A 14,678-nucleotide genomic window follows, 5' to 3' on the forward strand; every position below is an offset into this window, starting at 1 on the left:
GGGCCGAATGGCCCCCGTTTCACATCGCACCCGCCCGATGACTTCACCCGACATCACCGGGCTGCGCGCGCCAATTTGCGGTACCACCCCTCCCCGGCCAGCGTGCGGCGATGGATGGTGTCGCGTTCCATCGCCTCGCGCGCGGATTCCGCCCGGATCTCGACATCGAGCGCCGGCCCGTCGCGCCGGATCGGGATCACCTGGACCAGCGGTGTACCCATCTCGATCACATGCAGGCCGTCCGGCGCGGTAGCGAAGAACGGGAAATGGATCTCGGCATTGTAGGTGTCGGTGTCCACCAGGCCGGCGACGCACTCGAAGGGCTGCCCGGGCCGGCTGATCGGCGGTACGAAAAGGCAGCTCCAGCCCGGCGGCGTACGGATCGACCAGTAATTATGGAACTTGCACGGCGGCACCGGCTCCTTCGGATTGCCGGCAACCTGATGCGCACCATGATTGCTCACCATGGTGCGATCGAACTCCCAGCCGGCATTGACCGAGCGCCCGCCATCGGTGATCTCCAGCCGCACGGTGGCGGCGAGCGGCAATAGCCAGCCCGTCGTCATCGCATCGAGAAAGGGCATGCAGCGCTTGATGGTCAGGCCGTTATTGGCGACCGAGCGATGCTGCGTGTCGACGGGCGGCAGCTTCCGGAACCAGTCCGGCAGCACGGTCTTGGCCGGCACCGGCGGCGCGATAACGCCGTGATCCTCCGGTCGGCAGAGAAAGCGGACGATGCCCGGGTCTCGGGGTGTAAAGTGAAACATGCCGGTTCTCTCCCTCGTATCTCCGAGGAAACGCGGCAGCCGGGGATTTATTCCCGTTCGGAAGTCATCCCCGAAGGCGACCTCATCCTGAGGTGCCCGGCAGCGCCGGGCGTTGAAGGATGCCCCCACTGGTGGCCGCCTTCTGCGTCAGCATCCTTCGAGGCTCGCTACGCGAGCACCTCAGGATGAGGTTGTATGCAGGAACGGCCTGACGATACGGAACTTATCAATGCCTTGCATCGATAAAAGCCGATGTAAGCTTCGCTTTATTTCTATTTTCGACCAACTCATTTTGGTCGATCATGCCGTTCAAATCTCAACAATAACTACAATTCTACCGGACCTTGGGAGGCACTACGCCAATGGAAGCGACGTATTTCTAGATAGAATACATCACTCATGCTGCGGGGCAAAAGACATGATACCTTCTTGCTGGCTCAGGGACAGCCGCCTTTCGTCGACGATCGCTGCGGCCATAGCGGCTTCGTGGCTGTGCTTACTTTCCGGCGCCGATGCTCAGGCGAAGGACGCGCTGTCTTCCGTTAAGGCATCCGGCAAGATCGTCTATTGCAGCGACCTCTCGGCACCGCCCTTCATATATCTCAACCCGACCTCCATGCAGCCCGACGGCTTCGACGTCGATGTCGGGATCGCGGTCGCGAAGGAGATGGGTGTCACCGCCGAGTACAAGAACATGGCGTTCGAGGGGCTCATCCCGGCTCTCCAGGCCGGCCAGTGCAACGCCATCCTCTCCTCGCTATATGACAAGCCGGCGCGGCGCGCCGTCGTCGACTTCGTCAATTACGCGCTGGTCGGCAATGCCGTCATCGTCAAGGCCGACAGCACGCTCGCGGTCAAGGACCTCTCCGGCTTGTCCGGCAAGAAGGTCTCGGTCGAGCGCGGTTCGGTGAATGAGGAAGAAGCGGTCCAGGCCAGCAACGAACTGAAGAAGCAGGGCAAGCCGCCGATCGACGTCGTCTCGCTGCCCAAGGTAACGGACGCCATCCAGCAGCTTCTCGCCGGGCTGGTCGATGCCTTCTACAGCGGCACCGCCACGGAGGCGGATTTCAACAAGAAGAACACCGTCCAGGTCAAGCTGGCCGGCCCGCAGACGACGACCTTCTATACCGGCATTGCCACGCTGAAGGATGACGCCGATCTGCACGCCGCGATCGATGCCGCGTTCAAGAAGGCGCAGACCGACGGCACCTATGACGGCGTCGTCAAGAAGTGGAGCTTCGAGTCAATGGCCATCGCGCCCTAGCATCCACCCGGGACGCAAGGGTTACGCCCGATGGATTTCGGCTACTTCCTCAACTTCCTGCTCAACCCTCCCGCCATCGTGTGGGAGGGGCTGCTGGTGACCATTTACATCTCGGTGCTGGCGCAGGCCTTGGGCGTGGTGCTGGGGCTTGGTGTCGCGCTGGCGCGGCTCTCCACCAGTAGCTGGCTGCGTGGCTTCGCGATCTTCTATGTCTGGTTCTGGCGCGGCACGCCGCTGCTGGTGCAATTGATGCTGGCCTATACCGGCGTAGCTGCTGCCGGCATCTACCGCTACCCCGATCTGGTGCTGGGGCCCTTCGTCTTCACTGGTCCACTGCAGGCGGCATTGCTCACGCTGGCGCTCAACGAGGCCGCCTATATGAGCGAAATCTTCCGCTCCGCCATCTCCACCATCGACAATGGCCAGACCGATGCGGCGCGGGCGCTGGGCATGACGCCCGCCGTCTCGTTCCGCTGGGTGATCTTTCCGCAGGCGCTGCGCATCGTCATCCCGCCGCTCGGGAATGAGTTCACCCTGATGATCAAGGGCACCTCGCTGCTCAGCATCATCGGCGTGCGCGAATTCTTCGGGACGCTGCAGAACATCAATTCGGCGACGTTCCGCACTTTCGAACTCTTCCTCTATGCCGCCATCTGGTACCTGATCCTGACGACCATCCTCGGCTTTGCGCAGAAATGGCTGGAGCGCCGCATGGCGCGGCACGAGGCCCCGGCCGCGCGTCGCCTGTCCGCTGCGCTCTCCAAGCGCTCCCTGCTGGCGGGCCAGCGATGAGCCTCGCCGCCGCATCTCAGCCGACATCCGCGCCCGTGCTGCGCGTGGTGGATATCGCCAAGAAGCACGGCAGCAACTGGATCCTGCGCGGCGTCTCGCTGGAGGTGGAGAGAGGCGAGGTGCTGGCCGTCATCGGTCCCTCCGGCTCGGGCAAGACCACGCTGGTGCGCTGCATCAACCAGCTTGAGCCCATAGACGGCGGCCGCATCTATCTCGATGAGAATCTCATCGGCTATCGCGAACGCGGCGAACGGATGGAGCGGCTCTCCGAGCGGCAGATTGCCGGCCAGCGCACCCACATCGGCATGGTGTTCCAGCGCTTCAACCTGTTCCCGCACATGGACGCGCTGGCCAATGTCATGGTCGGCCCGCTCAGGGTGCTGCATCGCCCGGAGCCGGAGGTCCGGCCCGAGGCGATCGAACTGCTGCGCCGGGTCGGGCTCGGCGAGAAGCTGCATGCCTTTCCGGGCCAACTGTCCGGCGGCCAGCAGCAGCGCGTCGCCATCGCCCGCGCTTTGGCAATGCGTCCCCGGCTGATGCTGTTCGACGAGCCGACCAGCGCGCTCGATCCCGAGACGGTCGGCGAAGTGCTCGACGCGATGCGCGAACTCGCCACGTCCGGCACGACGATGATTGTCGTCACCCACGAGATGGGCTTCGCCCGCGATGTCGCCGACCATGTGATGGTGATGGACGCCGGCGTCGTCATCGAGCGCGGCCCGTCGCGCGAGGTGTTCGCGCGACCCGCGCATGAGCGGACCCGGGCTTTCCTCCAGGCGGTGCGCTGAGCGGGCACGGCATGAGCATCCAGCAGAACGGCCCGGCCTGGCCGCACCTCGACGCCTATGAGCAATTCCCCCACCTCGCCGGGCATCGACCGGTGCTGGGTACGCGCGGCATGGTCTCCTCGCCGCACGCCATGGCCTCATCCATCGGCTGCGATGTGCTGAAGGCCGGCGGCAATGCGGTGGACGCCGCCATCGCCGCCAGCGCCGCACTGATGGTTGCCTGCCCGATGCAGTGCGGCCCCGGCGGCGACGCCTTCTGGCTGATCGCCGAGCCCAACGGGAAGGTTTACGCGCTCGACGCCTCCGGCCGGGCCTCCCGCCACGCCGACCCGGCAATCCTGCGCGCGCAGGGCCTTACCACTATCCCGCCGCGCTCGGGTTACGCGGTGACCGCGCCGGGCGCGGTCGAAGGGTGGAGCGCCGCGCGTCGACGCTTCGGTTCGCTGCCACTCGCCGCGCTGCTGGAACCGGCCGCCGCGCTGGCGGAGGATGGCGTGGTTGTCTCCCGCCATCTGCACGCCAGCTTCCAGGTTTGCCTGGGCGAACTCGCCGCCAAGGATGCGCTGCGCCTCTGGGGCGGGCAGAGCCCACAGGTCTATGACCGGATGAAGCAGCCGGCGCTGGCGGCGCTGCTGCGCGGCATTGGCCGCCAGGGTGCCGACCACCTTTATGGCGGCGAGATTGCCGCTGCCATCGCCCGCGCCGTTGCCGACGCCGGCGGCTGGCTCGATGCAGCCGACCTTGCCGCGCATGCCAGCCACTGGGTGGCGCCGGTGCAGGGTCGGTTCCGTGACCTCGACGTCTTCACCACGCCGCCCTCGACGCAAGGCTTCAGCCTGCTGATGGCGCTTGGCTTTGTGGAGAGCGTACCCACCGAAGGCGTGGGGCGCTTCACGCCGGAAAGCCTGCATCTGGAGATCGAGGCGTCGGCCGCGGCGCTCGCGACCCGCGATGCCGTCAATGACGACCGCGCGCGGCTTGCCGAGCCGATAGAGCAGACATGGAGCGAGGAGCGACGCGCCGCCTTTGCCCGCGCCTTCACGAGGCAGGCGCGCGGTGCGGCGGGCATGCAGGGTACCGACCGCATCACCCGCGGCGACACCGCGCATCTGTGCGTGGTCGACGGCTCGGGCATGGCGGTGTCGCTGATCCAGAGCCTGTTCTTCGATTTCGGCGCCTGCATCGCCGTGCCGGAAGGCGGCTTCGTGCTGCAGAATCGTGGTGCCGCCTTCACGCTCGACGGCAAGGTCGCCCGGCTCGCCCCTGGCCTGCGTCCCCCGAGCACGCTGATGCCGACCATCGCGTTGCGCGAGGGCAAACCGGCCATCGTGCTCGGCTGCATGGGCGGCGACGGCCAGATGCAGACGCAGCTACAATTGCTGCGCGATCTGTGTGACGGCGGCCTCGACCCGCAGCAGGCGGTGTCGCGCCCACGCTGGTATCTCGACCGCTCCGCGCCGGGCGGACCGCGCCTTATGATCGAAGACGGCGTCGACGACGGCCTCGTCTGGGCATTGCAGGGCCTGGGCTACGAGGTCGAAAGCCTCGGGCGGTTCGAGGACCGCATGGGCCACGCACAGATCATCGCAATCCGCGACGACGGCGTCCTGGCCGGCGCCGCGGATCCGCGCTCGGATGGGCAGGTGGCAGCGTTCTAGAGCATGTTACGCAAAAGCTGACCGCAGCTTCAGCGCCACCAGCACTGAGTGCGCCAGCCCCATCGCGTCCAAACGCGTCGGCAGACGCGGCGGCGACGCGGCGCGACCCAGACACGGCGACCATTGCGCCAGACCCAATAGGTGCTGTCGGCCGGCGTGCCGTCCGGTGCCTCGCCATAGACGTCATCGCTCTGCGCGGGCTCGGGCGCCGGCACATCCTTGAGCAGGTCGAGTGGCGTCGCTTCAACAGGCTGCGTCAGCAGTGGGCTGAGCGCTACCGCCCCCACTGCGGCGGTGCCCACTCCACAAAGTCCGAAAAGGAAAGAACGTCTATCCATCACTTCCTCCCGTGCCGGCTATGGTGAAAATCTGCTCTTCAATCCCGGCAATGTCCAATGGCGCCATTCGCAGTGGTTAAGCGAAGCCGAGCGCCATTCGGCAGCCGCCAAGTCCCGGCGCCACACTTTCGATCGCGGCGGTTGCCCGCTTGGTCGCGCCACTACATGAAGTAACCGACTGTCTCCAGAATTGCGCCAATCGCCATGATTACAAGGCCGACATATGTCGTTTTGCCAGGAGCCCCGGCTCTGTCTCGGCTTCCAGCATTAGACACGCTCTGCCGCCTAGATATAGCAAATTGTACACCCGCAAGGATCGCGCCGAAGATAATCAGAGCCAGTCCAAGGGTCATCATTATTTGCTGAGCCGACATTCTTCCACCTTCATCTCAGCGCGCTATTTGCCGTCGTCGTAGCCCTTTATCTCATCGCGAGGTGGCGCTCCAGCTCATCTCAGGCAGGATCGCGGTCATATCGGCCGATCACGCGTCCAACTGCGCGACGTCCCGCATCGTGCGGATCAGGAACACGCCAACCGTGGCGCCGGCGTCCTGCAGCCCCCGCGACTTCTCCTGGAAGGCGGCGGCCTTGCCGTGCTGGGCGACCATCGACTTGGTCTCCTCGAGCGCCTGCTCGGCGCTCGCAGCAGCGGCAGTGAGTGCCGGGCCGAGCGGCGCGCCGGCCTCGGCCTGCGCCTCGAGTGTGCGGGCGAGAGGATCGAGCACGTCGAGGATGGTCTTGTCGCCCACCTTCGCCTTGCCGCGCTCGGCGATGCCATTGGCGAAGGCGCGCCAGAAGACCGCGGCCTCCGCCGTGCCGATCGCCTCGGCGCTCTCCAGCGCCTTGCCGCCGCGCAGAAAACCGGTGGCGGTCAGCGTGCCCATGGTCGAGGGCGCGGCCTTCGCCATGGCCGCACCGGCGGTGCGCAGCAGCTTGGCGAGTCCCGCCGGCGCACCCTCCACCACGACGGCATCGTAGGCCGCGGCGAAGGACTTGCTCATGGTGATGCCGAGGTCGCTGTCGCCGACCTTGCCGTCGAGCGCGATCAGGAACTCGCGCTGCTCGGCGAACACGTTTCGCCAGGCTTCGAAAAGCCGGATGATTTCCGCGGGTCCGATCGCGTCCATGGCCGTCTCCTCACACCGCGACGTGGGTGAAGAACGGCGTGTGCGCCGGGGCCGCCACCAGGCGATCCAGTTCCGCGTCGAGCGTCAGCACCGAGATCGAGGCGCCGGCCATTTCCATGGCGGTCGCGAACTCGCCGATCCACACATGCTTCACTTTGGCGCCGCGCCCCTCGATCAGCTGGGACACGCGGCGGAACAGGATGTAGAGCTCCTCGCGTGGCGTGCCGCCCAGCCCGTTCACCAGAACGGCAACCTCGTCGCCCGTGGTCAGCGGATGTTCGGCGAAGATGCGCTCCATCATCTCGTCGACCACCTGGTCGGCAGGGGCGAGCTTCTTCCGGCTTATGCCCGGCTCGCCATGGATGCCCATGCCGATTTCCATCTCGTCCTCGCCGATGGAGAAGGTGGCGTGCCCCACTTCGGGAACGACGCAGCTCGACAGCGCGACGCCCATGGTCCGGGTGTTCAGCCGCGCCTTGTCGGCGATGCGCGCCACCTCATCGAGCGAAAGACCCTCGGCCGCCGCCGCGCCTGCCGCCTTGTAAACGAAGAAGATGCCGGCGACGCCGCGGCGCTTGTGCTCTTCGCCCACCACCGAGGAGGCGACGTCGTCATTGCCGATGACCTGCTTCACGCGGATGCCGTCAATGTCCGCAAGCTCGGCCGCCATGTCGAAATTGATGATGTCGCCGCTGTAATTGCCGAAGATGTAGAGCACGCCAGCGCCTTGGTCGATGTACTTGGTGACCTCGTGCATCTGGTCGGCGCTCGGCGACTGGAACACGCCGCCCACGGCGCAGCCATCGAGCATGCCGTCGCCCACATAGCCGAGGAACAGCGGCAGGTGGCCCGAGCCGCCGCCGGTGGCGATGCCGACCTTGCCGGCCTTCCGATTGGCGACCACGAGGCAGCGCTTGTCGTCGCCGACATAGGTCACCTGCGGATGCGCGCGGTAGATGCCCTCCAGCATCTCGTCGACGAAGGTCGTCGCGTCATTGAGAAATTTTTTCATCTTGTCCCTCTTCGGTCGCGCTATCGCTGGTTCGCAGTTTCAGTTCAGCTTTTTCTCTGGCACATCACGAAAAACGCGGCGGCGAGCAGGATGAAGCCGCCGACGACCACGCGCTGCCACGTGCTCGGTATCCCCACCATCACCAGCACGCTGTTCACCACGACCACCAGCAGCACGCCGAGGATGGTGCCGAGGACCGTGCCGGTGCCGCCGGTGATCCGCGCGCCGCCAAGCACGACCGCGGCTATCACGTTGATCTCGGTGCCGACCAGGTCGAACGGGTTGGCGTGGCGGTTGGCGCAGACATGGATGATGCCGGCCAGCCCGGCGAGCGCGCCCGCATAGGCGAAAAGGAAGACGTGGACGGTGCGCAGATTGTAGCCGACGCGCGCGGCGACATTGGCGTTGCCGCCGACCGCGAAGATGGCGCGGCCCATCAGCGTGCGGTTCAGCATCCACCAGGTGACCAGCGCCGCCACCGGCAGGATGAGAAAATAGACCGGCAAGGTGATGAGGGCGCCGTTCGACGCCTCGAACTGCACCAGCGGCATGCGGCCGAACGCGCCCATCTGGGGCGGCAGGGACATGATCCAGACGGTGCCGATGAAGGCAAGCAGTATGCCGCGGAACAGATACTGGGTGCCGATGGTGACGATCAGCGAGGGCACCCGCAGATGGTGCACCAGCAGGCCGTTGACGACGCCGAGCAGCGCGCCGCCGGCCATGGCCATGAGCAACACCAGGACGATGGGCGCGCCGGGGAAATACTTCCCCACCAGCAGCGTCAGCGAATACATGGTGAACGCGGCGATCGCGGTGAACGACACGTCGATGCCGCCGGCGGCGAGGATGATGAAGACGCCGAGGGCGAACAGCCCCATCACCACGCTGGCCCGGCCGATGTCGATCAGGGTCGAGGGCTGCAGGAACGCCGGATTGATCACCGCCACGGCGAAGCAGATCGCCACCAGCAGGGCGAAGGTGATCGCCTCCGGACGCCGGCTCACCAATTGGACGAGACCGAACGAGCGCGCCTCGCGCGTGCTGGGTTGAATTCCTTCCAGCTGCGACGAGCTCATTGGACCATCTCCGTCTTTGAATCCAGCATGGCCCGGTAGAGCGAGTTCTCGTCGGCCTGTTCGGCGTCGAACTCCGCCACGATCCGCCCTGCATTCATCACCAGGATGCGGTCGCAATTCTGCAGGAGTTCGGGCAGGTCGTCGCTGACGATGACCAGTCCCATCCCCGCCTCGGCGAGCTGCTGGATGACACGGTAGATCGTATCCTTCGAGCCCACATCCACGCCGACCGTGGGGCCGTGAAGCAGCAGGAACCTGGGCAGGATGCTGAGCCAGCGCCCGATCAGGACGCGCTGCTGGTTGCCGCCGGAAAGCGCGCCCACCGGCAGTTCGAGATCGCGCGTATTGAGCCGCATGTCTTCGGACACCTTGGCGGCAAGCGCGCGGCCCTTTGCCTTGTCGACGATGCCGAAATTGTTGGCGAGCTTGCGCACCACAAGGGCGATCTCGTTCTCGAAGATCGATTTGTCGAGGAACAGCCCCTCGGCCAGACGATCCTCCGGCACATAGCCGATGCCCGCGGCGATGGCTTGCGAGGGGTGGTGGACGCGGATTTCGCGGCCCTCGATCGTCACCTTGCCCTCAATGGCGGGCGTGATGCCGGCGATCGCCGTGGCGAGCTCGTTGCGGCCGGAATCGGCGAGACCGGTGATGCCGAGGATTTCCCCCTTGCGGACGGCGAAGCTGATCTGCTCGAAGCCGGGCTGCCGAGAAAGCCGCTCGACGCGAAGAAGCTCCTCGTCCTGCGGCCGCCCGGTCCGGTAGCGCTGGGAATCGATCTGCCGTCCGGTCATCAGCTCGGCGAGCTGGCGCCTGGTGTAGCTCTCGATCGGCCCTTGGGCGACGCACTGGCCGTCGCGGAAGACGATGGCGTGGCCGCCGATGCGATAGCACTCTTCCAGCTTGTGGGTGACGAACAGCACGGCGACGTTCTCAGAGCGCAGGCGCGCGACGACACGGATGAGATTGTCGACCTCCCGGCGCGTGAGCGAGGTGGTCGGCTCGTCCATGATGACAAGCTTCGCCCGTGTGGCGATGGCGCGGGCGATGGCGACGAGCTGCCGCGACGCCAGCGGCAGCTCGGATACCACGGTGCCGAGGAAGCCCCGGTCCGTGGGCAGGCCGACCGTCTTGAGCGCGGCGCTCGCGGTCTGGCGCAGCCGCCCGCGGTCGAACAGCCGGGCAAGGTGGCCGCCGCTCATCACCAGTTGCTCGCTGAGCGCGACGTTCTCGGCCACGGTGAGATTCGGGATGAGCGAGAGGTCCTGGTAGACGGTCTCGATGCCCGCACTGAGCGCCTGGATCGGCGATAGCGCCCGGAAGGAATGGCCGTCGAGCACGATCTCGCCTTCGTCCGGCGCTAGCGCCCCGGACATGATCTTGATCACGGTGCTCTTGCCGCAGCCATTCTCGCCGAGCAGATGGTAGGCATCGCCCGCCTCGAGCGAGAAGCCGACGCCGCGCAGGGCATGGACGCCGCCGAACCGCTTATGAATTCCTCGCACTTCGAGGAAATGGTCCGGCCGATGCGGATCGTTGTGATTGTCGGACACGCGCGCGACCTCATTCACGCTACGCCGGGGACGCGGACGACCCGGCGGCCGGAGGCTCGGGTCGAGCCTCCGGGATAGCTTCAACAGCAACGGGTCAGAAGAGGAATTCCTTGTAGGTGTTCTTGTCGGCGAGGACCATGCCGTTGCCGATGATGAGCACACCTTCGCCGGGACCCTTGGTGATCTTCACCTTGTTGTAGCCGGGCACGCCGAGATCCATGCCGTCGGTGAGCGGCTTCTTGGCGAGCAGCAGCTTGGCGACCGAGTTCATCGCCATGCCCGCCTTCTGCGGATCCCAGAAGCCGATGGCGGTGATCGCGCCGGATTCGAGCAGGTCCGCCGAGGGGTTCGGCAGGCCGGTGCCGACCAGGCAGACCTTGCCGGTCAGGCCGGCTTCGTCGATGGCGCGGCCGACGCCGAGCACGTCATTGCCGGCGGAGGTCTGGAAGCCCTTGATATCAGGGTGCTTGCGCAGGATTTCCTTCGCCTTCTCATAGGTGGCGTTGGCGTCGTCGAACGACTCGTTGTTCGGGTCGACGAGTTGCATGCCCGGGTGGCTCTTGGCGTTCGCCTCGCCGGCGCCGACCCACTGCAGGTGCGTGCGGCTGCCGAGCGAGCCGACGAAGGTGGTCCACTTGCCCTTGCCGCCCATGCACTGGGAGAGCCGCTCGTTCAGCGCCTTGCCGTATTCGGCGTTGTCGAACGCCTCGACATCGGCCTGGGTGTTCTTCTGGTTGTCGGCCTCGTGCGTCACCACGACGATGCCGCGGTCCATCGCGCGCTTCAGCGCGCCTTCAATCACCGCCGGGTCCATCGGCACCACGGCGAGCGCGTTCACGCCCTTGGCGGTGAGATCCTGGATGATCTGGAGCTGCTGCGCCGCATCGGCGGTCGCCGGTCCGTACTGCGTCGCCACGACGTCCGGATTGGCCTTCTGGAACGCCACGACGCCGGTGTTCAGGCGATCGAACCACGGAATGCCGCTGATCTTCACCACGGTGGCGATCACCGGCTTGTCCTGCGCCACCAGCACGCCGGCCGAGCCGGCGACGATCGCCGCCGCCATCACGGAACCGACGAGGATCTTCTTCGAGAATGCGCCCATAGTTTCCTCCATTGTTGCCTCCCTCAAGAACCTTCGCGATGCGTGAGGGATTTCGCATCACACGAGCGTTCGCCTCCTCTTCGGGGAAACGAAGCCGACCAGGTCGTAGCGGCCGACGGCCAGGAAGGTGAGAAGCAGCGCACCCCAGGCGAAATCGCGCACGAAGTTCGAAAGGCCGCCGAAATTCAAAAGGCTCGACATCAGCTGCAGGGCGATCGCCGCGAGCACGACGCAGATGATCCGGCCATAGCCGCCCTCCGGGCGGACGCCGGCCATGACCGCAATAAGGATCGCGATCAGAAGGTAGGACGTGCCGTAGTCCCACTTCACGTTGACGTTGCGTGCTGCAATGATGACGCCGGCGAGCCCGGACAGCGTGCCGCTCAGCGCATAGGTGGCGATCAGCACGCGCGTCTTCGGGAAGCCGGCATAGGTCGCCGCCTTGGGATTGGTTCCCATCAGCATGAGCCAGAGTCCGTAGGGCGTGTATTTGAGCATCGCGCCGATGAAGGTGGCCACCAGCACGAAGATCAGGAAACCGATCGGCACGCCCGCGAGCGTTCCCTCGCCGAGACTGGCGAGCGGCTCCGGACTGCCGACCGTGACCGCCCTCCCCTCGGAGACCACGACCGCGACGCCGGTAAAGGCCATCTGCGTGCCGAGCGTGCACAGGATCGGCGTGATGTTGAGGCGGCTGATCAGCACGCCGTTGATGGTGCCGCCGATGCAGCCCACGGCGATCGCGACCACGATGAAGGCCAGCGAGTAGGCGGCCTCCTGATCCGCGCTGGAGAGGACCAGCCCGACGAGCACCGCGGAGAGCACGCTCGACAGATTGGCCAGCGCGATGCCGGAAAGATCGATGCCGCCATTGCCGGCGCACATGGCCAAGGTGACGCCAATGGCGAGGAGGCCGATCTCGGGCAGCTGGCTCGCCATCGACTGGAGATTGAACAGGGACAGGAACGCGCCGCCGGAGATCACCGCTCCGAGCGCGAGCAGCAGCACATTGATGGCGACGAGCATGACGAGCTGTCCGCCTGTCCGCATGGCCTCCTCCCGGAGTTTTTTAGTAAATTCAGACCAGCTTCACTAAAATTCCTAGCAAAGCCTTCCGCGATGCGCAAGCCGACAGGAGGCCCTCGCTCGACGCCTTCAGAGCGTGGGCCCCAGTGCCGGCCGACTCCGAAGCTCGGCAATACCGCAGCGCATCACGACTTCGCTGCGGCGCGCCATCATCTACAGCTCGGATGGCAAGCCTGTTGCAAGCCGTAGTTTTTTGCCGTAACCGTCAAGGAGAGAGCTGCATTGTTTACTAAACAAAATTGCCATCCGGCAGCTCGCAAAAGGGCGCGGACGCGCTTCGGGCGATGAAGCAGAAGCGATCTCTCACGATCCGGGACATTGCGGCTTTGGCCGGCGTGTCACCCTCCACCGTGTCTCTGGTGCTGAATGGCAAAGGGGAGATTTCCGGCGTCACCCGCGCGCGCGTGCTCGAGGCGGCAGCCAAGCTGAACTATGTCGCCCGAATCCCGCGACCGCGCCTTGAAGCCAGCGAGACCATCAGGTTCCTGAAGATCGCAAAGCACGGGCATACCGTGAACCGCGACCACAGCGTGTTCATCTCCGACTACATCGACGGTATGTCGGCGGAAGCGACGCGACGTGGCTATACGCTCGAGGTCGTGTCCTTCGAGGGCCAGCCGATCGGCGCAGTCGCGGAGTCGCTCGCCGCCGCGCCGGTCAGCGGCGTTATCGCGCTCGGCACCGAATTGTCGGAAGCCGACATCCGGATGATCCAGAGCCTCGGCCTGCCGACCGTGTTCATCGACACCGTCTTCGATGTGATCGACGCCAATTTCGTCAACATGAACAACGAGGATGCGGTCCACAAAGTGCTGGTACGGCTGCGCAGCCAGGGTTTCAGCCGGATCGGCTTCGTTGCCAGCCACGTCGACACCACGAATTTCCGCCTGCGACAGGAGGCGTTCTTCCGCAACATGGCGCGGCTTGGCCTGGAGGCGAATCCCGGCCACATCCTCTCGGTCGAATCGACCTTCGATGGGGCCTATGCCGACGCCGTCCGCCTGCTCGGCGCAGGTATCGACCTCGCCGACTGCTATTTCTGCACCAACGACGTCATCGCCTATGGCTTCATCAAGGCACTGCGCGAGTTCAGCGTGCGGATCCCGGAAGACGTCGCCATCATCGGCTTCGACAATCTTCCGCTCAGCTCGACCATGGAACCGCCGCTGACCACCATAGACGTGTCGAAGCGCAAGATCGGCTATTTCGCCGTCACGGTACTCGACGACATCATCAATGCGCCCGAGACGCAGCCGCCGGTGAAGATCCTCGTCGGCGCCGAGCTGATCACGCGCGCCAGCGACGTGCCCGGCGGTTCGGCGCCGACTATCGCCCGCGTTCTGCGTCAGCCGCGGGCGACGCAATCGGCCTGATGGAATGAAAGAAACCGGCGAATAATCGTCGGGACGGGAGGAACCAATGCCGCGCCTTGCCCTGGTCCATACCGTCCCCGCGCTGATCGAACGGTTCCGACCTTTGTTCGCGCAGGCACTGCCGGACTGGCAGAGCTACAACATTGCGGACGAGAGCCTGCTGCAGGATACGATCCGGGACGGGAGCCCTTCCGAGGTGACGGTGCGCCGGCTCGCCGCCTATGTCTGCGGAGCCGCGGAGGCCGGGGCCGACGCCATTGTGGTGACCTGCTCCTCACTGGGCGACGCCACGGACGCGCTGCGCCCACTCATTCCGGTCCCATTGTTCCGCATCGACCGCGGCATGGCGGCGGCAGCGGTCACGCGGGCGCCGCGCATCGGGGTGCTGGCGACGCTTTCGACCACACTTGGCCCGACCAGCCGGCTCATCCGTACCGAGGCCACCATCGCCGGGCGCGACTGCACCGTGATTGATCGGGTCTGCGACGGCGCATTCGAACGGCTGATGGTGGGGGACCGCTCCGGCCACGACGAAAACGTGCGCGCCGCCTTCGGTGAGCTCGCGACGCGGGTCGACATCGTGGTGCTGGCGCAGGCATCGATGGCCGGCGCGCTGACTTCGGCCGAGCCCACGACGGTGCCGGTGCTCACGAGCCCGGAGCTCGGCGTTTCCTACATTGCCACGCAGCTCGCCGCGGCCTGAAGGCCGGCGACGCTGCACCCTCTCACCCGTCAG

At 65.7% G+C, this 14,678-nt stretch carries 14 protein-coding genes; 6 read left to right on the forward strand and 8 right to left on the reverse strand.

The window, feature by feature from the left end:
* Positions 1-53: 53 nt before the first annotated feature.
* Positions 54-767, reverse strand: coding sequence for a DUF6065 family protein (locus tag G3545_RS14510; RefSeq protein WP_170013739.1), 714 nt, complete (start codon positions 765-767; stop codon positions 54-56).
* A 418-nt stretch (positions 768-1,185) separates the two neighbouring features.
* Here G3545_RS14510 and G3545_RS14515 point away from each other — a divergent pair, with 418 nt between their 5' ends.
* Genes G3545_RS14515 through G3545_RS14530 form a run of 4 tightly spaced genes read left to right on the forward strand, consistent with a single transcriptional unit; the run spans position 1,186 to position 5,269 of the window.
* Positions 1,186-2,031: an ABC transporter substrate-binding protein gene (locus tag G3545_RS14515; protein ID WP_170013741.1), complete on the forward strand. Its 846-nt coding sequence runs from the start codon at positions 1,186-1,188 to the stop codon at positions 2,029-2,031.
* A gap of 30 nt (positions 2,032-2,061) precedes the next feature.
* Positions 2,062-2,823 carry an amino acid ABC transporter permease gene (locus G3545_RS14520; protein ID WP_170013743.1) on the forward strand — a complete coding sequence of 254 codons (762 nt, stop codon included), beginning with the start codon at positions 2,062-2,064 and terminating at the stop codon, positions 2,821-2,823.
* Positions 2,820-3,611, forward strand: coding sequence for an amino acid ABC transporter ATP-binding protein (locus tag G3545_RS14525; RefSeq protein ID WP_170013745.1), 792 nt, complete (start codon positions 2,820-2,822; stop codon positions 3,609-3,611). The genes G3545_RS14520 and G3545_RS14525 overlap by 4 nt, the downstream gene beginning before the upstream one ends.
* An 11-nt stretch (positions 3,612-3,622) precedes the next feature.
* Entirely contained in the window at positions 3,623-5,269 is a 1,647-nt protein-coding gene (locus G3545_RS14530) for a gamma-glutamyltransferase (RefSeq protein ID WP_170013747.1), read from the forward strand.
* A gap of 29 nt (positions 5,270-5,298) precedes the next feature.
* Here the strand turns inward: G3545_RS14530 and G3545_RS14535 are convergent, their stop codons facing one another.
* From G3545_RS14535 to G3545_RS14565, 7 genes are all read right to left on the reverse strand, one after another.
* Positions 5,299-5,571 (reverse strand): hypothetical protein, encoded by a 273-nt coding sequence (locus tag G3545_RS14535; protein ID WP_170013749.1) that lies wholly within the window; start codon positions 5,569-5,571, stop codon positions 5,299-5,301.
* Between the two features lie 518 nt (positions 5,572-6,089).
* Positions 6,090-6,734: a dihydroxyacetone kinase subunit L gene (locus G3545_RS14540; protein ID WP_170013751.1), complete on the reverse strand. Its 645-nt coding sequence runs from the start codon at positions 6,732-6,734 to the stop codon at positions 6,090-6,092.
* A gap of 10 nt (positions 6,735-6,744) precedes the next feature.
* Positions 6,745-7,746 carry a dihydroxyacetone kinase subunit DhaK gene (locus G3545_RS14545; protein ID WP_170013753.1) on the reverse strand — a complete coding sequence of 334 codons (1,002 nt, stop codon included), beginning with the start codon at positions 7,744-7,746 and terminating at the stop codon, positions 6,745-6,747.
* Between the two features lie 44 nt (positions 7,747-7,790).
* Positions 7,791-8,825, reverse strand: a complete 1,035-nt coding sequence (locus tag G3545_RS14550) for an ABC transporter permease (RefSeq protein WP_170013755.1) — start codon at positions 8,823-8,825, stop codon at positions 7,791-7,793.
* On the reverse strand, positions 8,822-10,378 hold the full coding sequence (locus G3545_RS14555; protein ID WP_170013757.1) for a sugar ABC transporter ATP-binding protein: 1,557 nt from the start codon (positions 10,376-10,378) through the stop codon (positions 8,822-8,824). Before G3545_RS14555 ends, G3545_RS14550 begins: the two co-directional genes overlap by 4 nt.
* A 94-nt stretch (positions 10,379-10,472) precedes the next feature.
* Positions 10,473-11,483, reverse strand: coding sequence for a substrate-binding domain-containing protein (locus tag G3545_RS14560; protein WP_170018088.1), 1,011 nt, complete (start codon positions 11,481-11,483; stop codon positions 10,473-10,475).
* Positions 11,484-11,540: 57 nt separating this feature from the next.
* Positions 11,541-12,533 (reverse strand): ABC transporter permease, encoded by a 993-nt coding sequence (locus G3545_RS14565; protein WP_170013759.1) that lies wholly within the window; start codon positions 12,531-12,533, stop codon positions 11,541-11,543.
* Between the two features lie 320 nt (positions 12,534-12,853).
* Here G3545_RS14565 and G3545_RS14570 point away from each other — a divergent pair, with 320 nt between their 5' ends.
* Positions 12,854-13,942 carry a LacI family DNA-binding transcriptional regulator gene (locus G3545_RS14570; RefSeq protein ID WP_170013761.1) on the forward strand — a complete coding sequence of 363 codons (1,089 nt, stop codon included), beginning with the start codon at positions 12,854-12,856 and terminating at the stop codon, positions 13,940-13,942.
* Positions 13,943-13,988: 46 nt separating this feature from the next.
* Positions 13,989-14,645 (forward strand): aspartate/glutamate racemase family protein, encoded by a 657-nt coding sequence (locus tag G3545_RS14575; protein ID WP_170013763.1) that lies wholly within the window; start codon positions 13,989-13,991, stop codon positions 14,643-14,645.
* Positions 14,646-14,678: the final 33 nt, after the last annotated feature.

It is taken from the genome of Starkeya sp. ORNL1 (assembly GCF_012971745.1).
In the GTDB taxonomy this organism is placed as follows: domain Bacteria; phylum Pseudomonadota; class Alphaproteobacteria; order Rhizobiales; family Xanthobacteraceae; genus Ancylobacter.